Genomic DNA, 12,469 nt, shown 5'->3' on the forward strand with positions numbered 1-12,469 from the left:
CCATGAAGATCCACAAGTACGACACCGTCATCGTCGGCGCAGGTGGCGCCGGCATGCGCGCCGCCATCGAGGCGACGAAGCGCAGCCGCACCGCCGTGCTGACGAAGCTCTACCCCACCCGCTCCCACACGGGCGCCGCGCAGGGCGGCATGGCCGCCGCCCTGGCCAACGTGGAGGACGACAACTGGGAGTGGCACACCTTCGACACGGTCAAGGGCGGTGACTACCTGGTCGACCAGGACGCCGCCGAGATCCTGGCGAAGGAGGCCATCGACGCGGTCCTCGACCTCGAGAAGATGGGCCTGCCGTTCAACCGCACCCCGGACGGCACCATCGACCAGCGCCGCTTCGGCGGGCACTCCCGCAACCACGGCGAGGCGCCGGTCCGCCGGTCCTGCTACGCCGCGGACCGCACCGGCCACATGATCCTCCAGACGCTGTACCAGAACTGCGTCAAGGAGGGCGTGGAGTTCTTCAACGAGTTCTACGTCCTGGACCAGCTCCTGGTCGAGGAGGACGGCGTCACGAAGTCGGCCGGCGTGGTCGCGTACGAGCTCGCCACCGGCGAGATCCACGTGTTCCAGGCGAAGTCCGTCATCTACGCCTCCGGCGGCACCGGCAAGTTCTTCAAGGTGACCTCCAACGCGCACACCCTCACCGGTGACGGCCAGGCGGCCTGCTACCGCCGGGGCCTGCCGCTGGAGGACATGGAGTTCTTCCAGTTCCACCCGACGGGCATCTGGCGCATGGGCATCCTGCTGACGGAGGGCGCCCGCGGTGAGGGCGGCATCCTCCGCAACAAGGACGGCGAGCGCTTCATGGAGAAGTACGCGCCGGTCATGAAGGACCTCGCGTCCCGTGACGTCGTCTCGCGCTCCATCTACACGGAGATCCGTGAGGGCCGCGGCTGCGGTCCCGCCGGTGACCACGTGTACCTGGACCTGACGCACCTGCCGCCGGAGCAGCTCGACGCGAAGCTCCCGGACATCACCGAGTTCGCCCGTACGTACCTCGGCATCGAGCCGTACACGGACCCGATCCCGATCCAGCCCACCGCGCACTACGCCATGGGCGGCATCCCGACCAACGTCGAGGGTGAGGTCCTGCGCGACAACACCACCGTCGTCCCGGGTCTGTACGCGGCCGGCGAGGTCGCCTGCGTGTCGGTGCACGGCGCGAACCGTCTGGGCACGAACTCGCTGCTGGACATCAACGTCTTCGGCAAGCGCTCGGGCATCGCCGCGGCGGCGTACGCCCACGCGCACGACTTCGTCGAGCTGCCGGAGAACCCGGCGCAGCAGGTCGCCGACCTGGTCGAGCACCTGCGCAACTCCACGGGCCACGAGCGGGTCGCCGACCTGCGTCTGGAGCTCCAGGAGACGATGGACGCCTGCGTGATGGTGTTCCGTACGGAGCAGACCATCAAGACGGCGGTCGACAAGATCGCGGAGCTGCGCGAGCGCTACAAGAACGTGTCCGTCCAGGACAAGGGCAAGCGCTTCAACACGGACCTGCTGGAGGCCATCGAGCTGGGCAACCTGCTCGACCTGGCCGAGGTCATGGCCGTGTCCGCGCTCGCGCGCAAGGAGTCCCGCGGCGGTCACTACCGCGAGGACTACCCGAACCGCGACGACGTCAACTTCATGCGCCACACCATGGCGTACCGCGAGGTCGACGCCGACGGCAAGGACTCCGTCCGGCTGGACTACAAGCCCGTCGTCGTCACCCGCTACCAGCCGATGGAGCGTAAGTACTGATGGCCACCCCGACCATGTCCAAGACGGACCAGATGGAGGCGGCGGCCGCCGCCTCGCCGTTCATCACGGTCACGTTCCGGATCCGCCGGTTCAACCCGGAGATCTCGGAGGAGTCGACCTGGCAGGACTTCCAGGTCGAGATCGACCCGAAGGAGCGCGTGCTCGACGGTCTCCACAAGATCAAGTGGGACCTCGACGGCACGCTGACCTTCCGCCGCTCGTGCGCGCACGGCATCTGCGGCTCCGACGCGATGCGGATCAACGGCAAGAACAGGCTCGCCTGCAAGACGCTGATCAAGGACATCAACCCGGAGAAGCCGATCACCGTCGAGGCCATCAAGGGCCTCACGGTGATGAAGGACCTCGTCGTCGACATGGAGCCCTTCTTCCAGGCGTACCGGGACGTCATGCCGTTCCTGGTCACCAAGGGCAACGAGCCGACGCGCGAGCGCCTGCAGTCCGCCGAGGACCGCGAGCGCTTCGACGACACCACCAAGTGCATCCTGTGCGCCGCGTGCACGTCCTCGTGCCCGGTGTTCTGGAACGACGGCCAGTACTTCGGCCCGGCGGCGATCGTCAACGCGCACCGCTTCATCTTCGACTCGCGCGACGAGGCCGGTGAGCAGCGGCTGGAGATCCTGAACGACAAGGACGGCGTGTGGCGTTGCCGCACGACCTTCAACTGCACCGACGCGTGCCCGCGAGGCATCGAGGTCACGAAGGCGATCCAGGAAGTCAAGCGCGCCCTCATCACGCGCCGCTTCTGATCCCTGATCGACGCGCCGGAGGCCCGTATCCCCTCGGGGGTGCGGGCCTCCGGCGCGTCGCGGCGAACGTCGAAGCCGGCCTCCGGGCGGGTACGGAGGCACGGGCCGCTGTGGAAAGATCGGCCGTATGAGTGAGCAGCAGCCGAATCCGTATGCGGGCGGGCCGGGCGGGCAGCCCGGACCGGGTGACTACACGTGGGGCCCGGGCGAGCCCAGTTACGGTTACCCGCAGCCCTATCCGACCACGCCGGCGCCGTACCAGCCGACCATGGGCGCGGGCCTGCCCGCACCCGTTCCCGGCCCGATGGGCGGCGTGTTCGCGCTGGGCGACATCACCATCTCGGGCGACCAGATCATCACGCCCTCGGGGACGATGCCGCTCCGGGGCGCGATGTGGAACGCCACCGACTTCTCGCGCACCGAGGAGAAGATCCCGACGCACGCGATCGTGCTGGCCATCGTCTTCGCCCTGTTCTGCCTGGTCGGCCTGCTGTTCCTGCTGATGAAGGAGAAGGTGACCACCGGCTACATCCAGGTCACGGTCACCAGCGGCGGCCGCCACCACTCGACGATGATCCCGGCGACCGACGCGTACGCCATGCAGTGGGTCATGGGACAGCTCAACCACGCCCGGTCGCTGAGCATCTGAGGCCGGGCCGGCCCGACCGCCGGCGCCCGGGTCCGAACCCGGTGGCGACGGGCTCCCGGCCACGGGAGGATCGCGTCATGATCCTTTCCCATGACGTGACCGGGCCCGTCGGCGCGCCCGCCGTGGTCCTGCTGCACTCCTCCGTCTGCGACCGGCGCATGTGGGACCCCCAGTGGGTGCCGCTCGCCGAGGCCGGTTTCCGGGTCGTCCGCGCGGACTTCCGTACGTGCGGGGAGTCCCCCGCCGCCGACGCCCCCTACAGCGACCACGGCGACGTCCTGGCCCTGTTGGACCGACTCGACATCCACCGCGCCGCGTTCGTCGGCTCCTCCTACGGCGGCAGGATCTCCCTGCGGATCGCCGCCCTGCACCCGGAGCGCGCCTCGCGCCTGGCGCTGCTCTGCCCGGGCCGGCCCGGGCTGTCGCCGGACGGACCGGAGGTGCGCGCGTACGGCGCGGCCACGGACGCCCTGCTGGCCGCCGGGGACCTGGAGGGCGCGGCGGAGTTGACCGCCCGCACCTGGCTCGGTCCGGAGGCCGACGCAGCCGCGCACGCCGCCGTCCGGGACATGGAACTGGGCAACATCAAGGGCGCCCTGGCCGACACCGGGGACCACGAACTCCCCGAGCCCGACATCGACCTGGGCACCGTCACCGCACCGGTGCTGGCGATCGGCGGCGCCCACGACCTCCCCTGCTACCGCCGCATCCCGGCCGACCTCCCCGCCCTCGTCCCGGGCGCCGAGCACCGCGAACTGCCCTGGGCGGGGCACCTGCCGTCGCTGGAGCGGCCGCGGGAGATCACCGCCCTGCTGCTCGACTTCCTCGGCGCCCCGGCCCGGTAGGGCTGCTTCGGGCGGACGTGGTGGCGTCGCGGGCGCCACCACGCGACCCACAACCCTGAACCCGTTCAAAACCGGGCTTGAACCTGTTCAAAAAGAGGTCTACAGTCAAGGACGTCAGCAGTTGAACACGTTCAAAGGGGCTGGGGCAATGGACCTCACCGTGGTCGCGTACGTCATCTACCTGCTCATCAGCATCGGACTCACCGTCTGGGTGGCCCGGACGCTCAGCCGCAACGGCCGGGTCTTCATCGGCGACGTCCTCCAGGGGAACGAGAAGCTCGCCGACGCCGTCAACCAGCTCCTGGTGGTCGGCTTCTACCTCGTGAACATCGGGTTCGTGACCCTCTACCTGCGGTCGAGCGAGGACATCCGCGAGGCCCGCGACCTCTTCGAGGCACTGTCGGTCAAGCTCGGCGTCGTCCTGCTCGTGCTCGGCGTCATGCACCTCGGGAACGTGTGGGTGCTCAACAGGATGCGCCGCCGGGGCGTCATGGAGCGCCAGCACACCCCGCCGGTCGCCCCGCAGGGTTGGACCCCGCAGGCCGGGGTCTGAGCGATGGGACCGTCGTCGGCGCCCGTCCGGCACCTGACCGTCCTCTACGACGCCAACTGCCCGGTCTGCGTGCACATCCGGCACTGGCTGCTCTCGCAGCGGTGGCTCGTGCCGCTGCGGCTCGTGCCGGCCGCGTCCTACGAGGCGCGGCACCGCTTCCCCCGGCTGGACCACGCGGCGACCCTCCGGGACATCACGGTGGTCGGCGACAAGGGGCAGGTGTGGAGCGGAACGGACGCCTTCATCGTCTGCCTGTGGGCGCTCGCCGAGCACCGGCCGAAGGCGAACTGGCTGGCCACACCGGCCGGTCGACCCTTCGCCAAGGCGGCCATGCACACGGCCGCCGCCGTACGGCACGCGGTACGGACCGATCCGCGAGCGGAGCCCGGGGGCGCACTCTGTGACGAGCAGTGCCCCACACCCCGATAAGGTCGGACACCGTGACAGATCAGAAGGCGCCCAAGAGCGAGCAGACCCGGACGCTCATCCTCGAAACCGCGCTCCGGCTCTTCCAGGAGCGCGGTTTCGACAAGACGACCATGAGGGGCATCGCCAAGGAGGCGGGGGTCTCGGTCGGCAACGCCTACTACTACTTCGAGTCGAAGGAACACCTGGTCCAGGGGTTCTACGACCGGATCGGCGCGGCCCACCAGGCGGCCGTCCGGCCGATCCTGGACCGGGAGACCGACCTGCAGAAGCGGCTCGCCGGGGTACTGACGTCGTGGCTGGACATCGCCGCGCCCTACCACGAGTTCGCCTCCCAGTTCTTCAAGAACGCGGCGGACCCCGAGAGCCCGCTCAGCCCCTTCTCGCCGGAATCCGAGCCGGCGCGCAAGGCGGCGATCGACATGCACCGCGAGGTGCTGGCCGGCGCGAAGACGAAGGTTCCGGACGAACTGGCCGACGTACTGCCCGAGCTGATGTGGCTCTCGCAGATGGGGCTGGTCCTGTACTGGGTCTTCGACCGCTCGCCGGACAGCCAGAAGACCAGGCGGCTCGCGGAGCGCGGCGCGCAACTGACGACCCGGGGCATCGTCCTGGCCCGGTTCCGGGTGCTGCGGCCGCTGGTGCGCGAGGTCCACGAGCTGTTCGCGGACTTCCTGCCGGGCATGGCCCAGACGGCCGTCTCGCGCGGCAAGCGGGCCTCGGACCCGCACCCCGACGAGGCGTAGCCGACCCGGGAGGGCGGGGCCCCGGGCCCCAGGGGCTTCACGCCCCGAGCACCAGGAGGCCGGCGGCGGCCGGACCGAAGGCGCCGCCGAGCTGGTAGGCCAGGGTGAACAGGCCGATGGCCGCCGGCCGTCGGCCCGCGTCGGGGGCGGCGGCCACCGCGTGCGTGGACAGGACGGCGTTGGCGGCGGTGGCGGTGAACACGCCCGCCGCCGTGGCGGCCAGCAGCAGCGGGCCCGAGTCCGCGAGGACCGCCGTCAGGGCCGAGGCGGCCCCGGTCGCGACCAGCACCGTACGGACGGCCGCGCGGCTCATGCGGGCCGAGGCGGCGGCGAGCGGCCAGGACAGGGCGGATCCGGCGAGCAGCGCGAGGAGCTGCCCGGTCCCGACGGCGGCCGGATCCCAGCCGGCGCGGTCGGCGAGCAGCCGGGGCACCGACAGGAGCACCGTGAAGTAGGACGTCGACACGGTGAGGGCGAGCAGCGCCGAGACCACGAAGACGGGCTTGCGGAGCAACGCGACCGGTACGAAGCCCTCGGGGCGGCGGCGTACGTGCAGGACGAGCAGTACGGCAGCGGCGAGGGCCGCGCCCAGGGCGGCGAGCGGAGCGGTCGCCAGCAGCACGAGGGCGGTGACGAGGGCGGTCAGCAGGGCGGCGCCCCGGGCGTCGAAGCGGCCCGGGGCGGGCGCGGACGCGGCCCGCACCTCGGCGGCGCGGCGGCCGACGGCCGGGACGGCGAGCAGGGCGACCACCGGCAGGGCGAGGGCGAGACGCCAGGAGGCGCCGTCCGCGAGGGCCCTGCCGAGGAGCGGCCCGGACGCCCCGAGCACGCCGAAGCCGGCGCTGACGACGCCCATCCGGCGGGCGGTTCCGGCGAGGCCGATGGCGACGGCGACGAACCCGGCGCCGCCCGCGGCCTGGGCGCAACGGCCGACCAGGGTGAGCGGCAGCCACGGGGAGACGACGACGATCAGGGCGCCGGCCAGGACGAGGGCGGCGGACAGTCGCAGCAGGGCGGCCGTACCGCGGTGGCGCAGCAGTCCGGCCAGGAGCGGCGTGGCGACGGCCACGGCCCAGCCGAAGGCGGTGAGCAGTTGGGCGACGGCGCCGGTGGGAGCCCCGAGGGAACCGGCGATGTCGGGGACGATCAGCACCGGCGCGTTGGCCCCCGCGGCCAGGGGCGCGGCCAGCAGGGCGAGCAGGAGCGCGGGAACGGGGCGGCCCGCGGGGGCGGCTGCCGTGTTCGCGGGGGCCGCGGCCCGGATGGTGTTCGCGGGGGCCGCGGCCGGCGCGGTCCTGGCGCCGCGGGCGGCGGGGGTGGCCGGTGTGGTGCTCGGGCGGTGGGTGGTGGACATGGGAAACCCGACCTCGCTTCTCTCAACATTGATCATCTCAACGTTGAGATAAAAACAGGCCCACTACCTCAACGTCAAGTCTCTTAACATTGAGGTATTCTTTCGGCATGGAGAACGACATGGTGGCCCACGTCATCGGCCAGTGGACCGCGGAGCGCCCCGACCTGGCGGACGACCTGTGGCCGGTGGAGGCGGTGGGGCGGATCCAGCGGATGACCCGGATCATCGACAAGCAGCTCAAGACGTTCATGGCGGAACACGGTCTGGAGGTGGGCGAGTTCGACGTGCTGGCCAGCCTGCGCCGGTCGGGACCCCCGTACGCGCTGACCGCCGGGGCCCTGCTCCCCGCCGCCATGGTGACCTCGGGCGCCATCACCAACCGCATCGACCGGCTGGAGGCCAAGGGTCTGGTCGAGCGGGTGCGCGACGACGTCGACCGGCGCTCGGTGCGCATCCGGCTCACGGAACGGGGCCTGGAGACCAGCGGGAAGGTGATGGAGGCCCACCTCCAGCACTACGCCCGGCTGCTGGCCCCCCTGGGGCGCGACGGGACGGCCGCGCTCGCCGAGGCGTTGCGCACCCTCCTACTGGCCCACGGGGACGCGCCGGCGCTCGACTGAGCGGGCTCCGGTCGGGGCCCGCTCGGGATCCGGCCGCCCGTCAGAGCCGGTTCAGCTCCCACAGGCGCCACACGCCCGTGCCGTCGGAGAGGTACTGCGCGCCGGTGACGGCCTCGCGGGACAGGACGTAGTCCTTCTTCTGCCAGATCGGCAGCATCGGGACCTGCTGGGCGACGACCTTCTGCAACTCGCGGAAGTCCGCGGCGGCCCCGGCCCGGTCCGAGAAGGACTGGGTACGGGTGATCAGGTCGTCGACGGCCTTGTCGGAGAAGCCGTTGTTCATGCTGGACCCCGCGCCGACGAGCGGCGCGAGGAAGTTGTCGGCGTCCGGGAAGTCGGCGATCCAACCGATCGTGTAGGCGTCGTACTCCCCCGCCGCGTAGCCCTTCTGGAAGTCGGCCCACGCCTCGACCGGCTTGACGGTCACCTGGAACAGGCCGGTGGATTCGAGCTGCCGCTTGATCTCCGCGGCCTCGGCCACGTTCGCGCCGCGCGCGTTGACGCCCAGCGTCAGCGGGACGGCCGCGGTGATCCCGGCGTCCTTGAGGAGCTTGCGGGCGAGCGTCCCGTTCGGCGAGGGGTACGCGTCGAAGAAGGGCGTGCTGTGCGCCGCGATGCCCGCCGGAACGAGGGAATAGAGCGGGGTGACGGTGCCCTTGTACACCTCCCCGGAGATCTTCGAGCGGTCCAGCACGGCCGCCACCGCCTGGCGCACGGCCGGCTTCGCCACCGCCGAGCCCGGGCGCACGTTGAAGACCACGCCGCGGGTCTCCGTACCGCCGGAGGCCTGGTAGCGGGTGTCCTTCATGCCCGGGTTGAGGCCCGCGAGGACCTCGGGCGGCATGTCGCGGTGCGCGACCTCGACCTTGCGCTCCCGCCAGGCCTCGTCGAGGTCGGCGGAGTCCTTGAAGTACCGGACGGTGACGTTCGCCCGCGCGGGCCTGCCCTGCCCCTTGTAGGCCGGGTTCGGCTTCAGCTCGGCGCTCGTGCCCGGCTCGTACGCGCCGAGGGAGTACGGGCCGCTGCCGTCGACCGCGTCGCCCTCGCGGAGCGCGTCGGCCGGGTACTTCTCGCTGTCGACGATCGAGGCCGCACCCGTCGCGATCTTGAAGGGGAAGGTGGCGTCCCCGGCCGACAGGTTGAAGGTGACGGTGCGCCCCTCCGCCCGGACCGACGCGAGGGTGTTGAAGAGCGGGCCCGGACCCTGTTCGGAGTTGATCCGCTTGATCCGGTCGAACGAGAACTTCACGTCCTCGGCGGTGATCGCGCGGCCACCGGAGAACTTCAGGTCCGGGCGGAGTTCGCACTGGTAGGTCGTCAGCTTCTGCCCGACGAACTTGCAGGAGGAGGCCGCGTCCGGGACGGGGGTGTCGGAGCCCGGCTTGATGGTCAGCAGCGACTGGTAGACGTTGCTGAACAGGGCCCAGGAGCCGGCGTCGTAGGCGCCGGCCGGGTCGAGCGCCGAAACGACGTCGGTCGTCCCGACCCGGATCACTGCCTTGCCGTCGTCCCCGGTGGGCAGCAACTGCCACCCGCCGACGCCCGCGGCGGCCAGGACCAGACCTGCCGCAATGACCTTCAAGCGGACAGACCGCATCCCCTGAACCCCGCTATTCGAACTAGGTATCCGACTATCGGTCACCCAATCACGGAAGATCAACTGGCGGAAGGGTCGCGATGCCCCGATCGGGCCTGGTCAGGCCTGGTATGAGGCGAGTTCGACGACGGTGATGTCGGACGGCGCCCCGACCCGGACGGGCGGGCCCCAGGCACCCGCGCCGCGGGACACGTACAACTGGGTGTCGCCGTAGCGCTCCAGACCCGCGACGGTGGGGTTGGCCAGCTCGGCGAGGTACTTGCCGGGCCAGAGCTGTCCGCCGTGGGTGTGACCGGACAGCTGGAGGTCCACACCGTGCCGGACGGCGTCGTCGATGACGATCGGCTGGTGGGCGAGGAGCACCGAGGTGCGGGAGCGGTCGCGGTCGCCGAGCGCCGCCACGAAGTCGGGGCCCTGGCCCTCGGTCTCCCCGGCGATGTCGTTGACCCCGGCGAGGTCGAAGTACGGCAGTTCGCGGCGGGCGTTCTCCAGCGGGTTCAGACCGAGTTCTCGAACGTGGTCCACCCACTGCTGGGCGCCGGAGAAGTACTCGTGGTTCCCCGTGACGAAGAAGGTGCCGTGCCGGGACGTCAGCCCGCGCAGCGGCTCCGCGGCGGGGCCGAGGTCCGCGACGTCGCCGTCGACGAGGTCGCCGACGATCGCGATCAGGTCCGGCTGCGTGCGGTTGACGGTGTCGACGATCCGCTGCGCGTGGGCCCGGCCGAGGACGGCTCCGAGGTGGACGTCGCTCACGACGGCGATGCGGAACCCGTGCGCAGCGCGGGGCAGCCGGGCCAGCGGCACCTGGACCCGCTTCACGCGCGGCCCGCGGAGCACCCCGTAGGTGCCCGTGCCGACGGTCGCGGCGGTGGCGACCAGGGCCGCGCCGCCGAGCGCCCGCGAGACGAACAGCCGACGGGTGACCCCGTCGGGCCCCTCGCCCGGAGCTCCCCCGGCGACCTGCGCGGGGGCCGTGGCCACGTCGCCCGGTCCGGATCCGGCGGCGCCGGTGTCACCCGGACCCGAGCCCGTACCGGTACCCGCACCCGCGCCCGTTCCCGTGGCCGCTTCCTCGCGGACCAGGGGCTCCGGGTCCTGCGGGGAGGCGACCGGGGCGGCGGGGGCCGCCGTGCGCGCGGGGCGGCGCAGCCAGACGCGGCGGACCACCTCGGCCACCAGCATGGACAGCGTCAGGTACAGGAGGACCGCCAGCCACATGAAGCCCGGCCAGGCGACCAGCCGCTGGAGCCAGAACGGGGCGCCGGCGCGGCCGGCGGTGAGGGCGGCCACCGCGAGCACGGGCAGCACGAAGGCGGCGACGGTGCCGGCGCGCCGGACCGCGGACCCCGGGCGGGTCGTGTCGCGGACCAGCCGGACCCAGAGCCAACGGTGCACGGCCGCCAGCAGCGCGAGCACCGCCAGGACGATCAGCACAAAGACAAATACGGTCATCTTGATTCCCGACGCAGAGTCATCACGCTACGCAACCCGATCACACCAACGGCCGTCCCCAGGAGAAAGGAGGCCACTGCGAGGAGAAGGTGGACCCAGAAGTACCCCGTAGGGTCACCGGCCGTGTCGAAGGACAGGCCGCTGCCGTTCTTCCACAGGTTCCGGACGAAGGAAATCCAGATGAACCAGCTCCACACTCCGAAGGCGAGCAGGAACCAGGAGGAGGTTCGGCTGAGTTTCATGACCCCAGTATCGGTTCGGTACCCAGGACGGACGCGCCGGGGTGGGCTGTCCCGGCGGTGGTTGCGGCGGGTTGGCCGGTCCACGACGGCAGACAGTCCATCAGGATGTACTTTCACCTGCGTGTCTGCCAAGAAGACCGCGCTGACGGTCCTATCCGCCGCGCTGCTGGTGCCCGCGATGCTCGCCGCCCCCGCCCACGCCGCCCCGGAACCGGCACGGCCGGCCGCGGACGGCAAGGGGCAGCCGCTCAGGGCCAAGGCGGCTCCCGCGCCCCCCGCGTCGATGTCCACCGTCGGCGGGGCCTCGCTCGGGCAGCCCGGCACCCAGGTGAACCTGCTGCCCGGCGCGCCCGCCCTGCCGGCGAACCTCACCGGGCGGTCCTGGATCGTGGCCGACGCCGAGACCGGCGAGGTGCTGGCGGCCCACAACGCCCACTGGCGGCTGCCGCCGGCCTCGACGATGAAGATGCTGTTCGCCGACACGGTGCTGCCGAGCCTGCCCAAGGACCAGGTCCACAAGGTCACCTACGAGGAGATGGCCGACGTCGGGCCGGGCAGCAGTCTCGTCGGGGTGAAGGAGGAACACGAGTACACGGTCCACGACCTGTGGCTCGGGGTCTTCCTGAAGTCCGGCAACGACGCCGTGCACGTGCTTTCGGCCATGAACGGCGGCATCGACAAGACCGTCAAGGACATGCAGGCGCACGCCGAGGAGCTCCAGGCGCTGGACACCCACGTGGTGTCGCCCGACGGGTACGACGCCCCGGAGCAGGTGTCGAGCGCCTACGACCTCACCCTCATCGCCCGCTCCGGTCTGCAGAAGCAGGACTTCCGGGAGTACTGCGGGACGGTGACGGCGCAGTTCCCGGGTCGGCAGGAGGGCGGCAAGCCCCGCGAGTACTTCGAGATCCAGAACAGCAACCGGCTGATGACGGGCGCGGGCGGCATCAGCCCGTACAAGGGCATCGCCGGGGTGAAGAACGGCAACACCACCATGGCGGGCTCCACCTTCACGGGCGCCGCCCAGCAGGGGTCGAAGAAGCTGTTGGTCACGGTCATGAACCCGGACACCGGCGGGGCCAACTCGGTCTACGAGGAGACGGCCGCGCTCTTCGACTGGGGGTTCGCGGCGGCCGGGAAGGTCAAGCCGATCGGTGAGCTGGTGCCGCCGAAGAGCGCGGACACCAAGTCGCACGGCTCCCCCGCCCAGTCCCACGAGAACAACCCCTCCGCGGGCGGCGACGACTCGGGGAGCAGCGGCATCGGTACGGCGATGGGCATCGCGGGCGGGGTGCTGGCCGTCCTGGCGGGCGGGGCCTTCGTGGTGAACCGCCGCTGGCCGCGCGGCCGCCGCGGCCCGGGCAGCGGCCAGGGCGCCTGAGCCCCGGCCGGGCGGGGGACGGGCTCGGGCGGCCGGAGCCGGACAGCTCGGGCCTTCGGCCGGATCAGGGGAGGTCAGGC

13 protein-coding genes are annotated in these 12,469 nt (G+C 71.6%); 9 read left to right on the top strand and 4 right to left on the bottom strand.

What is annotated here, in order from left to right:
* Positions 1-2 precede the first annotated feature (2 nt).
* The 7 genes from sdhA (at position 3) to ACFVS6_RS22965 (ending at position 5,743) form a co-directional block, all read left to right on the top strand.
* Positions 3-1,757 (top strand): succinate dehydrogenase flavoprotein subunit, encoded by a 1,755-nt coding sequence (gene sdhA / locus ACFVS6_RS22935; protein WP_389706363.1) that lies wholly within the window; start codon positions 3-5, stop codon positions 1,755-1,757.
* Positions 1,757-2,524 (top strand): succinate dehydrogenase iron-sulfur subunit, encoded by a 768-nt coding sequence (locus ACFVS6_RS22940; protein ID WP_389706364.1) that lies wholly within the window; start codon positions 1,757-1,759, stop codon positions 2,522-2,524. Before sdhA ends, ACFVS6_RS22940 begins: the two co-directional genes overlap by 1 nt.
* 127 nt (positions 2,525-2,651) lie before the next feature.
* Complete coding sequence (locus ACFVS6_RS22945; protein ID WP_389706366.1) at positions 2,652-3,173, top strand: hypothetical protein; 522 nt, start codon at positions 2,652-2,654, stop codon at positions 3,171-3,173.
* Positions 3,174-3,250: 77 nt separating this feature from the next.
* The gene (locus ACFVS6_RS22950; RefSeq protein WP_389706367.1) at positions 3,251-4,018 is read left to right on the top strand and encodes an alpha/beta fold hydrolase; all 768 of its coding nucleotides are present in this window, start codon (positions 3,251-3,253) and stop codon (positions 4,016-4,018) included.
* Positions 4,019-4,166: 148 nt separating this feature from the next.
* The gene (locus tag ACFVS6_RS22955; protein ID WP_389706369.1) at positions 4,167-4,571 is read left to right on the top strand and encodes a hypothetical protein; all 405 of its coding nucleotides are present in this window, start codon (positions 4,167-4,169) and stop codon (positions 4,569-4,571) included.
* Between the two features lie 3 nt (positions 4,572-4,574).
* Positions 4,575-5,000, top strand: coding sequence for a thiol-disulfide oxidoreductase DCC family protein (locus tag ACFVS6_RS22960; protein WP_389706370.1), 426 nt, complete (start codon positions 4,575-4,577; stop codon positions 4,998-5,000).
* A gap of 11 nt (positions 5,001-5,011) precedes the next feature.
* Positions 5,012-5,743 carry a TetR family transcriptional regulator gene (locus tag ACFVS6_RS22965; protein WP_389706372.1) on the top strand — a complete coding sequence of 244 codons (732 nt, stop codon included), beginning with the start codon at positions 5,012-5,014 and terminating at the stop codon, positions 5,741-5,743.
* 37 nt (positions 5,744-5,780) lie between these two features.
* On the opposite strand, the gene ACFVS6_RS22970 is transcribed toward ACFVS6_RS22965, so the two are convergent.
* Entirely contained in the window at positions 5,781-7,097 is a 1,317-nt protein-coding gene (locus ACFVS6_RS22970) for an MFS transporter (RefSeq protein WP_389706374.1), read from the bottom strand.
* Between the two features lie 107 nt (positions 7,098-7,204).
* On the opposite strand from ACFVS6_RS22970, the gene ACFVS6_RS22975 reads away from it, so the two are divergent.
* Positions 7,205-7,717 (top strand): MarR family winged helix-turn-helix transcriptional regulator, encoded by a 513-nt coding sequence (locus tag ACFVS6_RS22975; RefSeq protein ID WP_389706376.1) that lies wholly within the window; start codon positions 7,205-7,207, stop codon positions 7,715-7,717.
* A gap of 40 nt (positions 7,718-7,757) precedes the next feature.
* On the opposite strand, the gene ACFVS6_RS22980 is transcribed toward ACFVS6_RS22975, so the two are convergent.
* The 3 genes from ACFVS6_RS22980 to ACFVS6_RS22990 form a co-directional block, all read right to left on the bottom strand.
* Positions 7,758-9,314 carry an ABC transporter substrate-binding protein gene (locus tag ACFVS6_RS22980; RefSeq protein WP_389706378.1) on the bottom strand — a complete coding sequence of 519 codons (1,557 nt, stop codon included), beginning with the start codon at positions 9,312-9,314 and terminating at the stop codon, positions 7,758-7,760.
* 99 nt (positions 9,315-9,413) lie between these two features.
* On the bottom strand, positions 9,414-10,766 hold the full coding sequence (locus ACFVS6_RS22985) for a metallophosphoesterase (RefSeq protein WP_389706380.1): 1,353 nt from the start codon (positions 10,764-10,766) through the stop codon (positions 9,414-9,416).
* On the bottom strand, positions 10,763-11,008 hold the full coding sequence (locus ACFVS6_RS22990; protein WP_389706381.1) for an SCO4848 family membrane protein: 246 nt from the start codon (positions 11,006-11,008) through the stop codon (positions 10,763-10,765). The genes ACFVS6_RS22985 and ACFVS6_RS22990 overlap by 4 nt, the downstream gene beginning before the upstream one ends.
* Positions 11,009-11,129: 121 nt before the next feature.
* Between ACFVS6_RS22990 and ACFVS6_RS22995 the strand changes: the two genes are divergently transcribed.
* Positions 11,130-12,389 (top strand): D-alanyl-D-alanine carboxypeptidase family protein, encoded by a 1,260-nt coding sequence (locus ACFVS6_RS22995; protein ID WP_389706382.1) that lies wholly within the window; start codon positions 11,130-11,132, stop codon positions 12,387-12,389.
* Positions 12,390-12,469 lie beyond the last annotated feature (80 nt).

This window comes from Streptomyces sp. NPDC057939 (genome assembly GCF_042887545.1).
In the GTDB taxonomy this organism is placed as follows: Bacteria; Actinomycetota; Actinomycetes; order Streptomycetales; family Streptomycetaceae; genus Streptomyces.